Consider the following 19,986-nt stretch of genomic DNA (forward strand, 5'->3'; position numbering starts at 1 on the left):
ATCCATTAATGGAGACTAGCAATTAACGGGAGATAAAGCTCCCACTATGTAGAATTTCACCTTATCTGACATTATCATATATAATGTACTTTCATATCGTCAATATTTTTTGACATACTTCTACAAATTTTCTGTAAAGTTATTGTAAACTTTTCATAAACATATAATATGCCCTTACATTGTTAATACTGCTGAATATGATACAATTACCAATTACAAGGAGGATGAATTATGAAAAAAGTCATCTTAACAATTGTTTGTCTCCTCCTTCTAATCATTTCTTATTCTTATTTTGAAAAGAACGATGAGACAAAACAAAATGAACCCGAAGAAAAAACAGAAAAAACATCTACTCCAAGTTGGATTGATAAGCAAACAAACGATTCCTTTTATCATCTCGTACTAGGTGATTCGCTCGCCAAAGGATATGGATCGACACAAGGTGGATTTGCTGAATTAGCCTCTAAACAAATAGAAGCACAAATTCATAAACCAATTACTGTAGAAAACCTTGGGATAAACGGTCTTACAACAGATCGTCTCGCTAAAAAGGTTGAATCAGAAGATGTAAAGCAAAAAATTAGAGCAGCCAATATTATTACAATTAACATTGGGGGAAATAATTTATTTCGCTTAAATCGTGATGTCGGTGTTATAGACGGTATTAAAATGTTAAATAAAGAAAAAGCTCATTTTGAAGCGGATGTAAAAAATATTGTAAAGACAGTCCGAGATCAAAATCCGGATGCTTTACTCATTCTTTCTGAACTCTATAACCCGTTACAACTCGATGACTCCATCGCAAGTTATGCAGATATGTTTTTAGACGGATGGAATGAATCCGTTTATTCCATTGCAAAAGCAAATCAACCATCTATCGTTTTACCAATTCGCAAATTAATATCGAATGATAAGAAAGATTTACTCTTTGACCAAGTACACCCAAATGATAAAGGCTATTCGATTATTGCCGATTCCTTTACAAAAAAAGTGTTGGCCTACAAATATTAAAATTCGCATGAAACAATTCTATTTTTATAACATGTCTTTTTTGTTACAATGAGAGTGGAAGGGGGCCTTTATATGGAATCACGCGAGTGGGAACGTATTGTTGATCATCTTCTTTCGCTAGTGCCTCTTTTTTATCGCAAATTTATGCTTCCTGGAGAATTTTCTTCTCAAAGACATATGCCGCCATCACATACACAAGTATTACTGCTTCTGCATGAAAATGGCACATTAGCAGTTTCCGAAATCGGCAAGCGGCTAGCGATTTCACGGCCTAACATGACACCTCTATTAAACAAACTGATCCAAGAAGAACTAATAGAGCGTCATTATAGCGAAAAAGATCGACGGGTCATTTTAATTTCCCTGACAGCTGAAGGGAAATTGTTAGTAAATCAGTATCAACAATTCATTTTAGACAAATTAAAAGAAAATTTCCAAACGTTATCTGAGGAAGAACGTGAAAAACTCATTCACTCTCTTCAAACCATTCAAAATTTAATTTTGAAAACAAACGTATAAAGCTGCTTCTAAATAGAAGCAGCTTTATGATTCGTAATAATTGCCATAGTATACATTTGAATATGGCCATGTCGTTAAATATGGTTTTTGATCTTGCGTAGGTTGTTGCGATGGTATTTGCGGTAGTTGTTGTTGTCGATATAATTCATATTGCCTACTCGTATCATAAACCGGATAATAATTTACATATGGATATACTTGCGGTACGTAATAATAATACATTCATTCTCTCCTCCTTTTTCTTAAACATATTCAAAGGAGAAAATGAGTGTGACACTCTTTATATTTGCATGAGTGGTTCTCTCACTCTTTTCTTTCTGTTCTTCAAACGTAACTTACGGTTCTTTTCATATAAATAATGCACAACGAAATATGAAACTACACCAAACACAACCCCTAAAATCGTCATTCCAATTAATACATACACTTCACTCTGTAATAAGCTCTTTAATATCGTAAAAATGTGACTTGAAAACAAGTCCGATATTGTAAAGGGTTCATGATGTATTTTTTGCACATGAAATGGATAAATCATTTTCCCTAGCGCATACGCAAGCGGAAATAAAACTACTGGGAGAAACGATATTTTTCCAATAATATTGCCAATCACCGCGGCAGGAAAAGATCCCTTTGCTAACCTGACGATTGGATAAAATATTAAATAGACGAGCGATGCTGTATATATAACCAACATCTCTAAACCAAAACCAATCGCAAAACCTAACGATACTTTCTTCGCTCCTTCTGGTGATCGAAGCAACTTATAATATTGATACTTTAATATTCTCCACATCCGCTGAAAAAACGAATATGTTTTCTTAGTTGTTTTCACTCTCATCATCTCTTTAACTATATTTTTATACCTAGTATGCCCTTACACACCCCGAAAAACAAATTTCATTTCCTCTTTTATTATAGATGATATCGAAATAGTTAACTAAATATACATATGACATTTCACTGTCAACCACCCCCACTGAGATAAAACCTTTCAGTGGGGGCTTGAGTTCGAACGCTAGGTCTTTTCGTCTATCGCTAGACAGTTTGACGCTCTAGCATTCATGCTACCCTAAGGTAACACCCCAAGTATGTTTTTGGTTGGTACTGACAACGAACGATTGTTTTCCCACTTGCACCACCCTTTCGAAAAAGAGCCGTTCTCCCTTATGGAAGAAGCCACCACTGGGATGAATCCAGCGTGTGCTACAAGCCCCGACAAGTCGCGTACACATGGATGGTTGACGCACCCACTAGGCTATGCGCGAAGCAATAGCCTTACGTTTTTGCACTTCTAATAGAATCGGCGTTTTCACTTTCAGATTGTCATCCAGTTCTACAATTTTTGATTTTTTCAATGTATTCAGCGCACCATTAATATCAGCATGGATACATGTTCCTGCTTTACTTTGGTACAAACCACGCGTAATTCGTTTGCCACTAAAGCGATACTGCGTCTTATCATCCTTAGACCAAACTGGAACCGGATCCTTATCAAGAAAACTAGCTTTTGAAGTATAGCTTTCTTCTTGTTTGAAAAAGCGGATGCCTTCTTTTATGCATTTATTCTCAATTGCTGCCATCAATTTCTCAAATGGGATTTGAACAAATGTTTGATTATTCTTTTTCCCCATATGAGATTTTTGTTTCCAACCAGCGTTATACCCTACAACAATCGTATCTATATCGAATTCTTTCACTTTTTTGAACAATAGGCCTACTGTTTGTGCAATGTAACCGTTTATTTGTCTTTCTCGTTTATGCCAAAGTGCAGCAATTTTATTCGTTACAAGACGTTTAGAAAGCCCGTTTTCCATATTTTTCAGTTGTAGATTACGTATCGTTTTGTTGAAGTACTGGTTAATGGATTTTAGTTTTTTTCCATCAATTAAGAAGGCATAACCTGTATTGGTTACGCAACTTACTAATCTATCTACACCTAAATCGCAACTCAAAGCGTTACTCGTAGTCGTGGGTTGTTTCTTCACTTGAGAGACGTGCATTTCATATGTATAATGCACCTCAAAGAACCGACCTTTTTGCTTTGGTACAATCTCAATGTAGGAGATGTTTTTATTTCTTAAGTTTTTTGGCATACGTATTTTAATGGAACCGAATTTTTTTCTAAATGCAACATTCATCGGAACCATCCAATATCCGTTCTCATCCACTTTTGGCACTTGATAGATTTCAATGATTCGTTTGTCAGTGGAACGAGAATAATTCGGAAACTTCGGACGACCTGTGAACTTATCAGGATGTTTCTTCCACTGTTCCAACGCTTTAAAAAAGCTCTTCATTTCTGTAAATAAGGCTCTACGAATCGCTTGAACAGAGTTTGATTGAACGCCCGAGTAGTTCATATCAGCCTGCATGGCATTGTCCACTTCTTTTACAGTAGCCATTTTATTATCGTTCAAATAACTTTGTTTTATCGTGTACAACCCAACATTTCGCAGTGCTTTTGAACTATGCGCCATGCGCTGAAGTAAACGAAATTCTTTTGCAGTAAGGCAAGCTCGTCCGATATTCTGTTTCTGCGTGAACCGTTGCATGGTTTCTCTTTTCTTTTGTTTCCGTAATACTTTCACTACCTTCTTTCTAGCCATTGTTTTCACCACCTTTCTTAGAAAGTTCATTAAGCGTATTCATTACTTTTGGCTTAAGTAGCTGAATGATAATCATTATCTAATTTCGTTGCCTTACAATCTATTCCCTTCTTATCTACATAATATTGTAGGACAAAAAGAAACAAACATTCGCCCTCAAAAATTGTTATGAACGAAACAAAAGCGTTCAGCCTACCTACTGACGGCAATTCATCTCCACCTGAATTGTTGGGTTTCACCCGTAACACAAATCAGATGGAGTCTTCTTGCCGGAAGAGATAAAAAAGTGCACCTCAAATTGTTATTCGTGTCTAACAATTGCGGTACAGTTCAAGTTGAGCAGCTTTGTTCTTATTTATTCTCCTAATGTTTGTCCCATTTCATTTATTTTTATATCAAGACGAAAAAAGCACTTGTTGCCTTTAATCGACAATCAAGTACTTTCAGTTCATATTGTTTTTAAGTTGCACTAGATTTTATCTTAACCTTAAAACTTGTATATCTTAACAATTAATATCCATTTTCTTTTCTGTTCACTTCAAATATATTTTGCTTTAGCTGTATTAGTATTTATGTTTTTATAGCTGTACAGTAACAGACACTTAAAAAACATGACTGTATAAACTACCCCTTTAAAGCTAATATCTCTTCTCTATTATAGTCGATCATTGCTAAAAAGTACTCGTCAAAATTCTCAAATCTATCTATTTCTTCACCCGCAAACCAAATTATCTCTCCTGGTCTAGAAGAATTAGGTAAACATAAAACAAATAAATCCCTATCAAATTCCGAAACTGCTATTGGTAATAGCTCCGGCCTTAAAACACCGCTTTCTTCTAAAACAACATCATCTATAGCTTCTAATAGTACCTGAGCATAATCCATTATAGCTGATTCCTTTAATTGCTCCGTACCAAATAAATCCACCGTTTGATAAAAACCTGCCCATCCATTGGCATATTGAAGAAATTCTCTATACATTAAATCAAGTTTATATCCCAATTCTTGTTCAATAATGCGAATAGATTTTTCATTTGCTCCCACCTCCGGAAAATGGTTTGGCCATATTTTTTCTACATCTTGTTTCATTAGCTCCTGCTTCACTAAAATCATTGTAGCTATCTTATCTTTCCAATTATTCATCGTCTACTCCTCCTCTACAAACTTAAATTTTGTAGGTTTATAACCAATTGAACATATTTTTATATTCTACACCCACTATAATATTTTCTGCATATAAAGGCTTAATCATTTAATTCGTTATCCTCTCTTACTTAATAAGTTTAGAGTTTTTTAATAATATACCAACTATCGACTAATGGGGGGAGGTAATTCTTATGCAACACCTTGAAATACATATTTCCCAATGCATTGTCGTCATATTTGAATATTAATTTAAAATCATAAGTTTTTATGTGAAACTTTTTAGATTACTAAAAAACCTTGAAAGACATATAGCCAATCAAGGTTTCAATAGAATTTTACCCAATTCCATAGTATAGATTATTGATTCTTTTATTTTCTTAAAATATATACTTATATGCATAAAGTTTTATGCTAGTAGATATATAGCTGTACTAATCACTAAAATACCTTCTTAAAAATCTACTTTTTCTCCCGAATCAGTATAAACAAAATACTTTTTATTATTTTCATTTAGTAAAGTAATATCTGTGCCAATTGGCATATTAAAAATATTCATTACCGCTGGTTCTATTTCAATAATAGTTCCCCAATCACAAACTGACATATTTGATGCATCAGCAAGATATTCATCTGTATCTATTTCCGACAAAAATCTCCATCCATTATCGATAGCATTAACTGGTTGTTCTTTAATACACCATTTCACATTCCCTTTATTTTGTAAAATATTCTTAGATACAACGCTACCACCTAATCCACTACTCTTTTTCAAACAATCATCTCCAAAACTTTTTTCATATCATCTGTTCCACGTTCTTCAATTAAATCTCTTAATGAATATCCATATTTATTTTCATCATTAATATTCGGTCGTTTTCCCAAACATTTTACTATTAAATCATTTCCCTCCTTTGTTCTTTTTTTTAATACTTCTTGACATAAAGACCATATTGCAGAATTACCAAATTTTTTATCTTTTAAATTCAAATCTACCCCCATATCAACCAGCCTACAAGCTACTTCAACCGCACCTTGACAATTAATATTTGCTGCTAAATAGTGAAACTCATTACAGTCATCATTAGAAATTATATTAACCTTTGCACCATTATCCAATAGAAAGTTTGCTATATCAAACTTTCTACTAATTAATGATTTTTCAAGTAAACTAATACCATTTTTATCAATTGAATCTACAATCTCTTCAATACAGTTTCCCTCAATTTTTAGCTTCTCTAAAAATAATTTAAGATTCCCGAATTTTATAATAGTCCCATAATCAGCTTTATTAATATCCATTTATACTATCACCCTCTCATTCATACTTATGACTTCGGTTAGTACTTGGCAATTCCGGTCGATAGTTTTCAGGGTTTCTATACCACTTTAAGAACTCTTCTTTTGTAATAATCTCATTCATATACAATTCATGCATATCAGAATATTTCTCTCCTGGTATATGCCCCATATCCCATTGACCACTTCTTGTTTTAGATTTATCCCAAATTATTTCTACACCTGATGGATCATAAACTTTCCCATCGATAGAATCTTTCGCATTTTCCCACACTTCTTCAACCTGACCTTTTCCATAACTAGGCCTGCTTTTACTATATGGTTTTTTAGTAACGATACTATCCTCTGTAGCTTTTACAGTATCCTTAACTCCATTGACTTTCTCCACAGGTACTTTTTTAGCTTTATTCACAGCCTCAGCAGCCTTAGCAGTCATTTTAACTCCTTTACCTACTTTAGCTATCTTTCCAAAGGGTGTAAGCCCTGCTACTGCCATTCCTCCAGCAAATACTCTATCCAAAGTAGATAGTTTTTCGCCAGTAGATGGATCAATCCCATCCCAAGCACGACGAATATCATACTCACCACTTATTTCACCTACTATATCCCTAGCAAGTTTTTCACCATCAAAATCCTCTTTTTCTGACGATAGTGGTCCACACATCGCTCCTTGTTCCATTGTAACATTTTGATTATCTGTATTGCGGAATTTTTCAGCAATTCTTTTCAAATCTTCCTCTACTTTTACAAGTGAATGAATAGATGCAAAAGCTTTTGGTCTCGCATCATTGAACAGTTGAATGAACTGTTGATTAGAGGCACCAATCCACTGAAAACACAACTGATCTATTTCATTACATAAATTATTATGTATAGATTCTAATGCGATTCGGGTATTACTTGCACGATTCGCAACTTCTTCTAGCATTTCAGGTGTTACTTTAATTTGAACCATTTTTTCCCTCCCTCTCCCCATTAAAATTATGAGACAAAAAGAAAAAAATGTAAATATAGAAATTTCAGAATATCTAAAAATCTTCATGTTACATAAAACCTGCTTAACGGCAAACGAAGTGTATGTGAAGTAAAAGGCCTTCCTGGTAAACTAGGCACAAATGGTTATACAAAAAATTTAGTAGCTGTTTCTCTAATAGATATCCTCCCTCTATCCATATAATTAAGTACATTCAGTATATACTCAAAGTAATATCTTTTTACCGTATTTACTTTCTCTTCTAAAAAGAATTTAACCATAAAAAACACCCCAGTTTTTATTCGTATCTAGCAACTGGGGTATACATCCTTTAGGAAAGCTCTTCTACATTTTTAAATAAACTTACTAATAATGCTTTTTGCGCATGCAATCGATTACCAGCTTGCTCAAATACGATAGATTTTGGCCCATCTATAATTTCGCCTGTTACTTCTTCTTCACGATGGGCAGGTAAACAGTGTAAGAAGCGATATGTTTGCTTCGCATGCTTAACAAGTTCATTATTGATTTGGTATGGTTGAAACAACGTATATTTCTCTTCTTCGCCCTCTTGCCCCATGCTCATCCAAACGTCAGTATAAATGAAATCTGCTTCATTCACCGCTAATTCAGGGTTATGTAAAATTTCAATTTCAGCTCCTGTTTCCTTGGCAATCGCTAACGCTTTTTTTACAATCTCTTCATTCGGTTCATACCCTATAGGCGTTGCAACAGTCATATGCATTCCAACTTTTGCACTCGCTAACAACAATGAATGACATACATTATTTCCATCACCTACGTAAGCCAATTTTATTCCTTTAAATGTATTTGTTTCTTCGTATATTGTCATTAAGTCTGCCAATGCTTGACAAGGATGATGGTCATCCGTTAATCCATTAATAACAGGTATGCTCGATTCTTTTGCAAGCTCTTCTACATCCGCATGTGAGAATGTACGTATCATAATCCCGTCAATATACTGCGATAATACTTTCGCAGTATCTGAAACAGTTTCTCCTCTTCCCATTTGCATCTCTTTTCCACTTAAAAACATACCATGTCCCCCAAGCTGTACCATTCCTGCTTCAAAAGATACACGAGTACGAGTTGAATGTTTATCAAAGATAAGACCTAATATTTTGCCTTGCAGTAAAGGCTCTTGCTTATTCTTTTTTAAATATATTGCGAACTCAATTAAAGAAATAATTTCTTCTTGCGTTAGTTCTTCTAATGTTAAAAGGTCTTTCGTATTTAATTTCGGTACTTGTACAGTTGACATGAAAATTCCCCCTTATATGATTGATACGTTTTTTGTACAAACTACTTTTTTTATCATATATACTGCCTGTTCTAGTTCTTCATTCGTTACAATAAGTGGCGGTAATAGTCTTATAACATTAGGTCCTGCTTGTAATACGAGAAGTCCCTGTTTTTCTAGTTGTTCTATAAAACTTGCAACTTCATGCGTACATTCAATTCCAACCATAAGCCCCTTACCACGTATATTTTGAATACATTCGACATGTCGTAATTCCTCTTGCAACTTCTGTAATACGTACTCGCCCTTTTCCTTTACTTCTTTTAAAAACGATGGTCTTTTAATTATTTGCAATACTTCTTTCGCCGCAGCCATTGCAATATAATTTCCCCCAAACGTTGAACCATGTGACCCTGCAGGAAACGATATTCCAAGTTCTTTCCGGCCAATCATTGCTCCAACTGGAATGCCATTTCCAAGCGCCTTAGCAGTAGTAACGATATGAGGCGTTATTCCCATTTGTTCGTAAGCAAATAATGTCCCTGTTCTTCCGATTCCTGTTTGGACTTCGTCTATAATAAATAAGGACCCGAACTTCTTACATAATGCTTCAATCGCTTTCAAAAAAGATAGATCAGCAGGTATGACTCCTCCCTCTCCTTGAACAACTTCTATCATTACTGCCGCAACTTCTTCATTCATTACTTCCTCTAATGCCTTTATATCGTTAAAAGGCGTATGTAAAAAAGAGGGAAGGAGCGGACCAAATCCTTCTTTCACTTTATTTTGTCCCGTCGCACTCATCGTTCCGAATGTTCTACCGTGAAAAGATTGCTCGCATGTTACGACGAGAGATTTTTCAGTATGCTTACGGGCTAGCTTCAAAGCAGCTTCATTCGCCTCTGCCCCGCTATTACAGAAGAACACATAATCTAATGCTATGTTTTCTGTTAATAATGACGCGACTTCTTCTTGTAAGCTGTTTGTAAACAGGTTAGATATATGCCATATTTCATGCAGTTGCTCTTGTACAGCTTTCATAACAGTAGGATGACAATGTCCTAAATTACATACACCAATTCCTGATGTAAAATCTAAATATTGCTTACTGTTATTATCAATGACTTTCGTTCCTTTTCCCTTTACAAACTCAATCTTTCTTCTCCCATACGTTTGAAAAAGATGACTTATCATGCAATACTCACGCCCCTCGTTACCGTCGTTCCGATACACTCACCTGTAACCTCGGTAAAATCCTTCATCCCATTTACGATACTAACCTTTTGCACTCCCATTTTTAATGATGCTAGTGCTGCCTGTACTTTCGGAATCATCCCACCGGTAATAACACCGTTTTCTATAAAATTAACAATCTCAAATTCGTCGGTTTTCTTTACTAACTTTCCTTCATGCAATACCCCATCTACATCTGTAATAAAAATGAGTTCTTTTGCAGATAATGCGGCCGCAATCCCAGCTGCAGCGGTATCCGCATTTATGTTATAAATCTCATTATCATTTATGCCGACCGGAGCAATAACAGGAATATAATTCATATTTATTAATCCTTTTAGTAAGGCCGTTTCGACATACCTTACTTCTCCCACATATCCTATCTCCTCACTGACAGGTTGAACTTGAAGTAGATTGCCGTCACATCCTGAACAACCTACCGCTCGTAAATTATGCTTTTGTAAATTCATTACGAGTTTTTTATTCGTACTTCCACATAACACCATTTGAACAACATCCATAACTTCTTTTGGTGTTACCCGTAATCCATCTCTTTTTTCTACGTTGATGTTACAATCTTTTAATTGGGCATCAATTTCTGGGCCACCACCATGAACAATCACTACTTTATACTTCTGTTGTAATTTCTTTATGCAATCAAAAAACACATCATTTAATTGATCCAACATACTACCGCCGCATTTCACTACAATATAATCGCTCATCTTCCCTCTCCTTATGTACGATAACAAGCGTTTATTTTCACATATTCATAACTTAAGTCACAGCCCCAAGCTGATCCGGTCTCTTCACCTAAATGTAAATACACATCAATGACTATTTCATCTTCTTGTAATCTCTCTTTCATTTCCTCTTCAGAAAACATTTGAGGTTCACTATTTTTCAGCACAACGATAGATTGAAGAGTAATATCAATTGTATTTGGATTAATCGCTACTTCACTTTGTCCAATGCTGCTAATAATTCGCCCCCAGTTTGGGTCTTCACCATGTATTGCTGTTTTCACAAGACTCGAACCGACTATTTGTTTTGCGATTTTCTTTGCCTCTTCATTCGTTTGAGCTCCTAGCACATTTACTTCTATTAACTTCGTAGCGCCTTCACCATCTTGTGCAATTTTTTTTGCTAAATCTTCACATACCTTCTGTAAGGCAAATATGAAAGTTTCCCAATCTGCATGTTCCATATCGATTGGTTTCGTTTCTGATAATCCACTTGCCATAGCGATGACCATATCATTCGTAGAAGTATCGCCATCCACCGTAATTTGATTAAATGTATGATTCGTTATTTGTGATAATGCGGTTTGCAATACGTCATGCTCTATATGAGCGTCTGTCGTAATAAAACTTAGCATCGTTGCCATATTTGGATGAATCATCCCTGAACCTTTCGCAACACCAGCAATCATCACTTTCTTTCCATCAATCATCATCTCATAGCAAGTTTCTTTCGTTATAAGATCCGTCGTTAAGATTGCTTCAGAAAAAGAATGAGCTTCATTTTCTTCCTTCGCCGGGATAAGAGTTGCAATTCCCTTTCGGATTATATCCATCGGCAACGGAACACCAATTACACCTGTTGAAGCTACTGCAACATAATTTTCTTTCACTCCAAAATGTTCCGCCCCTAATGCACGCATCTCGTATGCATCTTGTAATCCTTTCATCCCTGTACAAGCATTTGCATTTCCACTATTGACGATAATAGCTTGTAATTTCCCCTCAGTCGTTATACTATCCTTCGTTACTTGCAAGGGGGCTGCTTGTATTTGATTTGTTGTATAAACAGCAGCACATGATGCCGGTACATCACAAATGATTGCCCCTAAATCCTTCTTCTCCTTTTTCAAACCAATTGCAGTGCCAATTGCCGAGAAACCTTTTGGTGTTACAATCGAACCATTTTCTAATTTTGTAATAGACGCTACTTTAACCATCATGTCCCCCTTATAAATAAAGCGGCATATATTGTAAACCTGTTGTTTCTTCTAGTCCCGCTATTATATTTGCATTTTGAATCGCTTGCCCAGCCGCACCTTTCATCATATTGTCTATAACAGAAACGACTGTCACGCTTCCTGTTCTTTCATCGTAAGCTATCCCCATATCACAATAATTTGAGCCCCTCACTTCTTTCGGACTTGGAAACTCTCCTTGCATGCGAATTCGAACAAAAGCTGATTGTTCATACGTCTCTTCATATAATTTTTGAAGTTGTTCTATTTCCATTTCTCGTTTTACTTTCGCATAAAGTGTAACCATAATCCCCCGTGATATCGGTATTAAATGTGTACTAAACGTGATTGGCTTCGTTTCCCTATTCCACTCCGCAAGCATTTGCTCAATCTCAGGAACGTGTTGATGCTCATTTACTTTATAAATACGCAAGTTATCGTATAACTCAGGAAAGTGAGTCATCGTTGTTGGCGTTTTTCCTGCTCCAGATACTCCTGATTTCGCATCAATAATAATGGAATCTTCTTCAATTATGCCGCTACGAACTAACGGTAATATCGCTAATAATGCAGCTGTAGCAAAACATCCTGGATTTGCAATTAAATTTGCCTTTTGAATTTCGGACCTTTTCCATTCACTTAACCCATATACAGCTTCCCTAAGGACTCCTTCTTTTGCAGCTGCCCTTTTATACCACTGTTCATATATGAAAGGATCTTTCATACGAAAGTCTCCAGATAGGTCAATTACTTTTAAGCCTACTGCTAATAATTTGGGAGTTAACTCTGCTGATACTCCTGCTGGGGTTGCTAAAAATACAATTTCTGCTTCCTTCTCTATTTCCTCCACATCAATTTCTTGTAACGTATGAACAAGAACATTTTGAAAATGCGGATATACATTTGTTATACGCTCACCAACTTGTGAAAAAGAATGGAGAGATACTATCGAAAAATATGGATGTTGCTCTAATAACCGAATTAATTCAATACCTCCATACCCAGTTGCTCCAATAATCGCGACCTTCATATGCTCCTCCTCATATCGATTCTTTAAATTAAGTATGATTATAATATTGTATATTTATAGAGTCAATTAAATATTTATAAATTTTATAAACTTAAAAAACTTAATTTTACTAGAAAAATAATATGCACAACCGAATTTTTATACAAAAATAGTGCATAGTAGTTTTTTTATTTCACTTCAAGTACAATAAAACAATACATACGTACATACAGGCGGGGAAAACATGAATGAAAAATTAATTGAGAAAATGATTATAAAAAGTTTTCAGCAATATCAATGTAGTCCTATGTCAAATGAGGATCAGGAAATGCTTGTTAAACATATTCAAGCAATAATTCATTCAAATACTAAAATTGATGTATACGAGGCAGTTGAGGATATCGTTTACGATTATGTGACTGGAAAATAAAAAAATAGGAGATTTCCATATGGAAATCTCCTATTTTTTACTTAATGCTTTACCTGCAACACGCTCAAATAAACCTGGGAATAATGCATAAAGTTTCGGACCAATGCCCATCCATTTCGGTAAATTTACTTCACGCTTTTTCGTTTGCATTGATTTTACAATTTGCTCTGCTACATATGTTGGTTTTAACATGTATCGTCCCATATTTTTCACATATGTACCGGATTGATCAGCTATTTCAAAAAAGTTTGTATCTATCGGACCTGGATTAATCGCTGTTACGAAAACATTCGTACTGGATAACTCCATGCGTAAACTATTGGTAAATCCTAATACTGCATGTTTCGTCGCTGCATACGCACTTGATTTCGGCGTTGCAATTTTCCCAGCAAGTGAAGCAATATTAATAATATGCCCTTCGTTTCTTTTCACCATATAAGGTAGAACTGCTTTCGTACAAGCTACTAATCCAAATACATTTACTTGGAACATATCTTTCACTTCATCCATTGACGCATCTTCAAACGTTTTAAAAATACCAAATCCCGCATTGTTTACTAATATATCAATACGTCCCACTTCTTGTAATACCTTTGAAAAAACAGATTTTATCCCCGTCTCTTCACTTACATCTAATACATAATAATAGCAAGGCGTATTATAAGTTTCTTTAATTTTGTCTGCTAGCGCTTTTAATTTCTCTTCTGTTCTAGCCATTAATACTGGAGTCGCTCCCTGCTCTGCAACTTGCATTGCAACTTGCTCTCCAATTCCACTAGAAGCACCTGTAATGACGATTACTTTATTTTGTAAACGTCCCGTCATTGCTGTCACCTACTTTGCATAATAAATCAATTGTTGCGAAGATTCATCAATCATCACTTGTTGATTATATGCTAAAAAGTCTAATTGTCCAACCGTTTCTGAAATAGTAAGTGGCAATTGTTCCTTATATAATACCGGAAATAGTTTTACACATACTTCAAATGCTGTCATTGGTTTTTCCTTTAATAACTCAAGCACTTTAAATGCACGTGTTTCTTGCTTTTGTAATCTCGTTTCAATAAGTTGTTTCACATTTAGAACATCTTCTCCATGTCCTGATAAAATGCGCGAAATATTCATTTCACTTAAACGCTTTAACGTTTGATTGTATTGTAATAATGGGCGTGCCCTTTCTGTTTGTCCTTCATATGGTGGTTCTAATATTGGATTCGAAGAAATATGACTAATGAGAGCATCCCCGCCAATTAATATTCCATCAGATTCTCTATATAATGAAATATGAGTGGAAGCATGACCTGGTGTTTCAATTACTGTAAAACCAGGCATTGAATCAATACGATCTCCCTCTCTCACAGTATGCGTTAACGATCTATTACAAGAATATTTCAATGTCCTTGTCGTCAATAACGCCTCGTCTTTCAAAAACGCTGCTGGAACACCAAATTGCAAGGCTGTCTCTCTAAAAAACTCATGATACCGCTTTAAAAACTCTGGATTTTGCGTAATCCACGGCTCGTTCCAAGGATGTCCAATAATGTTCGTTTTCTCAGAAAATATATTTAAAAGCCCACAATGATCCGCATGATGATGCGTAATGACTACTGTTTCAATATCTTCTAGCGCATATCCTAATGCACCTAATTGACTCTCTAACGCACTTCTTGCCTCCTCTGTATTCGTCCCTGTATCAATTAATGTTAATGTCTCCCCCTCAACTAAAAACACATTTACAGTTTCAACTGCAAATGGCACAGGAATCTCCATTCGGTGAATCGCCGTCATGCTTAGCCCCCCTGTCTCTTTCCGGTTCAAAAATGAATACTTCTTCAGTTTACAACTTCCTTATATATTTGTCATTATTTTCAGATAAAAAGAGGTGTTTCCTAGAAAAAAACGAATGTATGTACATTTATAAGAATTTCTAACCAAAATTAAAGGAGGAACATCATGTCTATTCAAAACATTTCCTTTCTCGGTGCGGGCTCTATTGCTGAAGCGATTATTGGTGGCTTGTTACATGCAAATGTTGTGAAAGGCGAACAAATTACTGTAAGTAATCGTTCTAATGAGACAAGGTTACAGGAGCTACATAACAAATACGGTGTCAAAGGTACACATAATAAAAAAGAACTACTTACTAATACAAATATTCTTTTTCTAGCAATGAAGCCAAAAGATGTTGCAGAAGCGCTTACCCCTTTTAAAGAAGACATACATAATAACCTGCTTATTATTTCGTTATTAGCAGGTGTTTCTACTCATTCAATTAGAAATCTACTTCAAAAAGACGTTCCGATTATTCGTGCCATGCCAAATACATCTGCAGCTATTTTAAAATCAGCTACTGCTATCTCATCTTCAAAACATGCAACAAAGGAACATATTCAAACTGCCATAGCTTTATTTGAAACGATCGGTCTCGTCTCTGTTGTAGAGGAAGAAGAGATGCATGCTGTCACTGCCTTATCCGGAAGCGGGCCTGCTTATATTTATTACGTAGTAGAAGCGATGGAAGAAGCTGCAAAAAAAATCGGTTTAAAAGAAGATGTTGCAAAGTCACTTATTCTCCAAACAATGATTGGTGCTGCTGAAATGCTAAAAGCAAGTGAAAAACACCCGTCTATTTTGCGAAAGGAAATTTCCTCTCCTGGTGGAACGACCGAAGCGGGTATTGAAGTATTACAAGAACACCAATTTCAACAAGCGCTTATTTCCTGTATTACACAGGCAGCGCAACGATCACATAACCTTGGGGAAACGTTAGAACAATTAACAAAAGAAAAATAAAAAATGGAGCTCAATCTTACTTGAGCTCCATTTTTTATAAACATATATTTTTAGTTATTCGTCTTCCCAAAAATCTCTTCTTGCAGACGGCGACCAGTCGGTGTTGCTGCAAGTCCACCTTCAGCTGTTTCACGAAGTGCTACTGGCATCGTTTGTCCGATTCTAAACATCGCCTCAATCACTTCATCACATGGAATCGTACTCGTTACACCAGCTAATGCTAAATCAGCTGAAATCATTGCATTTGCAGCTCCTGCTGCATTACGTTTTACGCAAGGTACTTCTACAAGTCCTGCAACAGGATCGCATACTAAACCAAGCATGTTCTTTAATGAAATTGCCATCGCTGTAGCTGCTTGCTCTTGTGTTCCACCAGCCATTTCAACTGCAGCTGCAGCTGCCATTCCACTTGCTGAACCAACTTCAGCTTGGCATCCTCCCGCTGCACCAGAAATACAAGCGTTATTCGCAACAACCATACCGAAAGCTCCCGCTGTAAATAAGAATTCAATCATTTCTTCACGTGTAGGCTGCAATTTTTCTCTTAGTGCAAATAGTACACCTGGCACTGTTCCAGCAGACCCTGCTGTTGGTGTTGCACAAATAATTCCCATCGCTGCGTTTACTTCATTTGTTGCAACAGCTTTACTCACTGCGTCCAAAATCGTATCTCCAGATAAGCCTTTTCCACTCTTCATATACGCCTGAACTTTTACAGCATCTCCACCAGTTAAACCAGTTGGTGATTTCACTCCGCGAATACCACGTTCTACCGCTTGCTCCATCACGACTAAGTTCTTTTCCATACCAGCAATTACTTCTTCACGTGAAATACTTCTTGTTTCCATTTCACATTGAATCATAATTTCTGCGATTTTTACATTTTGTTCTTTAGCTTGCGCCACTAGTTCCGCTGCGTTCCGAAACATGGTGTGTCCCCCCTGCAATTATTCCATAATAGTTACTTGACAAATATTTTGTTGCGCTTTTATTTCTTCAATCACTTCATCTGCTAATATTTCATCTGTTTCGATGACCATAAGCGCTCTTCTTCCTTTTTCCTTACGAGAAACACTCATTGTACTAATGTTAATCTCGTGTTTCGCAAGGATTGAAGCTACTGCTGCAATAGCACCGAAGCGATCGTTATTTACAATAAGTAGTGCTGGACTCGTGCCTGATAATTGAAGATCGAATCCGTTTAATTCTACAACTTCAATTTTACCGCCACCAATTGAGCAAGCAACAACTTCAATTTCTTCTTCACCTTTATACAAACGAATTCTCGCTGTATTTGGGTGAGGTGCATTGGCATCCTCTTCAATAAATTCCACTTCAATTTCGCGCTCTTTTGCTATTTCTAGCGCCTCTGGAATACGTAAGTCATCTGTTTCAAACCCTAATATCCCACCTATTAGCGCTACATCTGTACCATGCCCACGATACGTTTTTGCAAATGATCCATATAATGAAATGCTTACTCTTTCTGGTTCATGACGAAACAGCTGGCGAGCAACTTGCCCCATTCTTGCTGCGCCTGCTGTATGTGAACTTGATGGACCAATCATAACTGGACCGATAATATCAAATACTGAGCGATACTTCATCATAACTCCCCCTAAACCTCTATGAAAAAATTTTTTACTATTCTATTAAGCTACCAAATCGGTTGCTTTTCCAGTTGTACTACGAATTTGTTCCGCTATACGAATTGGATCGTTTTTGAATAACAGTGAAGCGATATATCCTGAAATAATACCAGTTATAATATGAAATAAGAAACTTAGCATTACCTTCATTTACACATAATATAAGATAATCTACAGTAAAGTCTTGTAGCAATCCAAAGTTTAACACAGAACCCCTTACAAGCATAGCATAAACAAGTGAAACGCCCATTGCTTTCATACCTTTTGATGCCTTAAAGCTAAAAAGTGAAAAAGGCTTCATACAAATAATAGTAATGTCCTTCCTATTATAATTTCCATGTTGCCCTCTCACAATTTATTCAACTTCACTTGTTATGATAAACGTCTCAAACACATGTAGCCTACAGTAAATTATAATCTGTCCTCATTATAGCTTGTTTTTAATAAAACGCTTACTTTTAATGAATTTTAAAAGTTCTGAATAACAATCCATTTTTGCTATTTGTACTACTTGTATGTCGTCCGACTTATATAACAGTTTTTCTAAACAATCGATACTATGTTGTTTCATCTTATATCTTTACATCATTAAAACTTTCTGTTTCATCCTATATAAGCGTAAAATGATAACAGTTTTATTTTTATTTTTTTTTAGAAATAAAAAAATGGCAACCTTTCGTCACCATTTTTTCACAACATTATTATCTGTCCACTGGAAATGATTTTAAATCTGTAGCTATTTCTGTATTAGAAAATAGCTCTCTTGCCTCTTTCAATAATTCCTTATATGTATCCCCTTGATAACGAGAACTAATATGAGTTAATATTAATCGTTTTGCATTTGCCTGAAGTGCAATACTTGCAGCTTGCTTAGATGTGGAATGAAAATAATCATAAGCTTGTTGTTCATCTTCTGCTGCAAAAGTTGCTTCATGAACAAGTACGTCAGCGTCTTGTGCTAGCTCTCTACTCGCTTCACAATATCTCGTATCACCTAAAATGGTAATAATTCTTCCCTTTTGAGGTGGGCCGATAAAATCTTTTCCGTTTAGTATCGTACCATTTTCCAATTCAACCACTTCTCCATCTTTTAAACGTTTAAAGAGTGGACCTGGTTTCACGCCCATCTCCAGCAATTTATCGACTAAAAGGGCGCCTTGTATATCTTTCTCTATAATACGATACCCAAAACATTCAATACCGTGTGACAATCTTTTCGTTTCCACATGAAATTCATTATCTTCAAACACAGTACCTTCTTCTGTTATCTCAACAATTTCAAGCGGGTATTTTACATGTGTCGTACTTACTGATAATGCGACTTCAATAAATTGTTTAATTCCTTTTGGTCCATACACTGTTAGAGGTGTAGTCCCTCCTTGGAACGAACGGCTTCCTAATAAACCAGGCAATCCAAAAATATGATCACCATGTAAATGCGTAATAAATATTTTTTCAATGCGGCGTGGACGTACTGATGTATGTAATATTTGATGTTGCGTCGCCTCGCCACAATCAAATAACCAAGTCTGTCCTCGTTCTTCTAACAATTGCAAAGCAATTGCTGAAACGTTCCTTCCTTTCGAAGGAACACCTGCACCAGTTCCTAAAAATACAAATTCCACTTTCTTTCCTCCAGCTCTTTATATAATCTACCTTTCATCTTACGGAATGTTATTTCAAATGGCAAATCGAATTTACATAACCAATCATCTAGACAACTATATATCACGAACGTTATACTCAAAAAACTTAGCAATCGTTCGTGTTTTATGTTAAAATGATTATACTACATTTTAAGGGAGCGTTTTATTATGAAAGAAGCATTTCGTTTACAAACTGATTTTTCATCTTCATTTGATCGCTGGGTAAGTTCTTTCGTGTCTGATCACCCAGCACAATTAGAATGGACGACTTTGAAAGAATTAATCCATGAATATACAACAACACATACAAATGACTCGTTACCAACATATATTTCTTCAGCTTTAACATATTATGCACAACGTGTTTCAACAACAAATCGTTCAGAAATTGTTATTTTTGAAAATGCTACAATCTCATAATCTATAAAAAAAGCAC

The 19,986-nt window shown here is 35.7% G+C and carries 23 protein-coding genes; 5 read left to right on the forward strand and 18 right to left on the reverse strand.

The genetic code is table 11. From position 1 onward, the window contains the following. Window positions 1-231 precede the first annotated feature (231 nt). Both PQF83_RS11260 and PQF83_RS11265 read left to right on the forward strand, forming a co-directional pair. Window positions 232-1,011 carry a GDSL-type esterase/lipase family protein gene (locus PQF83_RS11260; protein WP_000755836.1) on the forward strand — a complete coding sequence of 260 codons (780 nt, stop codon included), beginning with the start codon at window positions 232-234 and terminating at the stop codon, window positions 1,009-1,011. Between the two features lie 72 nt (window positions 1,012-1,083). Then, window positions 1,084-1,530, forward strand: coding sequence for a MarR family winged helix-turn-helix transcriptional regulator (locus PQF83_RS11265; protein WP_000445819.1), 447 nt, complete (start codon window positions 1,084-1,086; stop codon window positions 1,528-1,530). 24 nt (window positions 1,531-1,554) lie between these two features. On the opposite strand, the gene PQF83_RS11270 is transcribed toward PQF83_RS11265, so the two are convergent. The 12 genes from PQF83_RS11270 to argC form a co-directional block, all read right to left on the reverse strand. Continuing rightward, complete coding sequence (locus PQF83_RS11270) at window positions 1,555-1,752, reverse strand: hypothetical protein (protein ID WP_000291952.1); 198 nt, start codon at window positions 1,750-1,752, stop codon at window positions 1,555-1,557. A 58-nt stretch (window positions 1,753-1,810) separates the two neighbouring features. Beyond that, window positions 1,811-2,371, reverse strand: a complete 561-nt coding sequence (locus PQF83_RS11275; RefSeq protein WP_033671866.1) for a DUF2062 domain-containing protein — start codon at window positions 2,369-2,371, stop codon at window positions 1,811-1,813. 409 nt (window positions 2,372-2,780) lie between these two features. Further along, a complete protein-coding gene (locus PQF83_RS11280) occupies window positions 2,781-4,136 on the reverse strand; it encodes an RNA-guided endonuclease TnpB family protein (RefSeq protein ID WP_000101508.1) in 1,356 nt (451 codons plus the stop codon). Window positions 4,137-4,760: 624 nt separating this feature from the next. Beyond that, complete coding sequence (locus tag PQF83_RS11285; RefSeq protein WP_001067166.1) at window positions 4,761-5,279, reverse strand: SMI1/KNR4 family protein; 519 nt, start codon at window positions 5,277-5,279, stop codon at window positions 4,761-4,763. Window positions 5,280-5,733: 454 nt separating this feature from the next. Next, window positions 5,734-6,054 (reverse strand): immunity protein Imm33 domain-containing protein, encoded by a 321-nt coding sequence (locus PQF83_RS11290; RefSeq protein ID WP_000749724.1) that lies wholly within the window; start codon window positions 6,052-6,054, stop codon window positions 5,734-5,736. Continuing rightward, window positions 6,051-6,581 (reverse strand): ankyrin repeat domain-containing protein, encoded by a 531-nt coding sequence (locus tag PQF83_RS11295; protein WP_000353923.1) that lies wholly within the window; start codon window positions 6,579-6,581, stop codon window positions 6,051-6,053. Before PQF83_RS11295 ends, PQF83_RS11290 begins: the two co-directional genes overlap by 4 nt. 16 nt (window positions 6,582-6,597) lie before the next feature. Continuing rightward, on the reverse strand, window positions 6,598-7,533 hold the full coding sequence (locus PQF83_RS11300; RefSeq protein ID WP_000249940.1) for a WXG100 family type VII secretion target: 936 nt from the start codon (window positions 7,531-7,533) through the stop codon (window positions 6,598-6,600). Between the two features lie 349 nt (window positions 7,534-7,882). Then, window positions 7,883-8,833, reverse strand: coding sequence for an ornithine carbamoyltransferase (gene argF, locus PQF83_RS11305; RefSeq protein WP_000108891.1), 951 nt, complete (start codon window positions 8,831-8,833; stop codon window positions 7,883-7,885). A gap of 12 nt (window positions 8,834-8,845) precedes the next feature. Next, window positions 8,846-10,006 (reverse strand): acetylornithine transaminase, encoded by a 1,161-nt coding sequence (argD, locus tag PQF83_RS11310; RefSeq protein ID WP_000623327.1) that lies wholly within the window; start codon window positions 10,004-10,006, stop codon window positions 8,846-8,848. Beyond that, on the reverse strand, window positions 10,003-10,770 hold the full coding sequence (argB, locus tag PQF83_RS11315; RefSeq protein WP_001286785.1) for an acetylglutamate kinase: 768 nt from the start codon (window positions 10,768-10,770) through the stop codon (window positions 10,003-10,005). The genes argD and argB overlap by 4 nt, the downstream gene beginning before the upstream one ends. An 11-nt stretch (window positions 10,771-10,781) precedes the next feature. Beyond that, window positions 10,782-12,005: a bifunctional glutamate N-acetyltransferase/amino-acid acetyltransferase ArgJ gene (argJ, locus tag PQF83_RS11320; RefSeq protein ID WP_000241356.1), complete on the reverse strand. Its 1,224-nt coding sequence runs from the start codon at window positions 12,003-12,005 to the stop codon at window positions 10,782-10,784. 10 nt (window positions 12,006-12,015) lie between these two features. After that, window positions 12,016-13,053: an N-acetyl-gamma-glutamyl-phosphate reductase gene (gene argC, locus PQF83_RS11325; RefSeq protein WP_000861266.1), complete on the reverse strand. Its 1,038-nt coding sequence runs from the start codon at window positions 13,051-13,053 to the stop codon at window positions 12,016-12,018. Window positions 13,054-13,276: 223 nt separating this feature from the next. On the opposite strand from argC, the gene PQF83_RS11330 reads away from it, so the two are divergent. Continuing rightward, the gene (locus tag PQF83_RS11330) at window positions 13,277-13,462 is read left to right on the forward strand and encodes a YqzH family protein (RefSeq protein WP_001003229.1); all 186 of its coding nucleotides are present in this window, start codon (window positions 13,277-13,279) and stop codon (window positions 13,460-13,462) included. A 30-nt stretch (window positions 13,463-13,492) separates the two neighbouring features. Here the strand turns inward: PQF83_RS11330 and PQF83_RS11335 are convergent, their stop codons facing one another. Next, window positions 13,493-14,287 (reverse strand): SDR family oxidoreductase, encoded by a 795-nt coding sequence (locus tag PQF83_RS11335; protein ID WP_000147806.1) that lies wholly within the window; start codon window positions 14,285-14,287, stop codon window positions 13,493-13,495. Window positions 14,288-14,296: 9 nt separating this feature from the next. Beyond that, the gene (locus PQF83_RS11340) at window positions 14,297-15,250 is read right to left on the reverse strand and encodes an MBL fold metallo-hydrolase (protein ID WP_000125145.1); all 954 of its coding nucleotides are present in this window, start codon (window positions 15,248-15,250) and stop codon (window positions 14,297-14,299) included. Window positions 15,251-15,415: 165 nt separating this feature from the next. On the opposite strand from PQF83_RS11340, the gene proI reads away from it, so the two are divergent. After that, entirely contained in the window at window positions 15,416-16,255 is an 840-nt protein-coding gene (proI, locus tag PQF83_RS11345) for a pyrroline-5-carboxylate reductase ProI (RefSeq protein WP_000027265.1), read from the forward strand. Between the two features lie 50 nt (window positions 16,256-16,305). On the opposite strand, the gene sdaAA is transcribed toward proI, so the two are convergent. From sdaAA to rnz, 4 genes are all read right to left on the reverse strand, one after another. Then, window positions 16,306-17,184, reverse strand: a complete 879-nt coding sequence (gene sdaAA, locus PQF83_RS11350; RefSeq protein WP_000489463.1) for an L-serine ammonia-lyase, iron-sulfur-dependent, subunit alpha — start codon at window positions 17,182-17,184, stop codon at window positions 16,306-16,308. Between the two features lie 18 nt (window positions 17,185-17,202). Further along, entirely contained in the window at window positions 17,203-17,862 is a 660-nt protein-coding gene (gene sdaAB / locus PQF83_RS11355) for an L-serine ammonia-lyase, iron-sulfur-dependent subunit beta (protein ID WP_000877446.1), read from the reverse strand. A 45-nt stretch (window positions 17,863-17,907) separates the two neighbouring features. After that, complete coding sequence (locus tag PQF83_RS11360) at window positions 17,908-18,045, reverse strand: hypothetical protein (protein WP_154214285.1); 138 nt, start codon at window positions 18,043-18,045, stop codon at window positions 17,908-17,910. 560 nt (window positions 18,046-18,605) lie between these two features. Then, entirely contained in the window at window positions 18,606-19,529 is a 924-nt protein-coding gene (rnz, locus tag PQF83_RS11365) for a ribonuclease Z (protein WP_000397443.1), read from the reverse strand. A gap of 189 nt (window positions 19,530-19,718) precedes the next feature. On the opposite strand from rnz, the gene PQF83_RS11370 reads away from it, so the two are divergent. Further along, entirely contained in the window at window positions 19,719-19,970 is a 252-nt protein-coding gene (locus tag PQF83_RS11370; protein WP_000656493.1) for a DUF3932 family protein, read from the forward strand. Window positions 19,971-19,986: the final 16 nt, after the last annotated feature.

The organism is Bacillus sp. FF-1 (genome assembly GCF_028548245.1).
In the GTDB taxonomy this organism is placed as follows: Bacteria; Bacillota; Bacilli; order Bacillales; family Bacillaceae_G; genus Bacillus_A; species Bacillus_A paranthracis.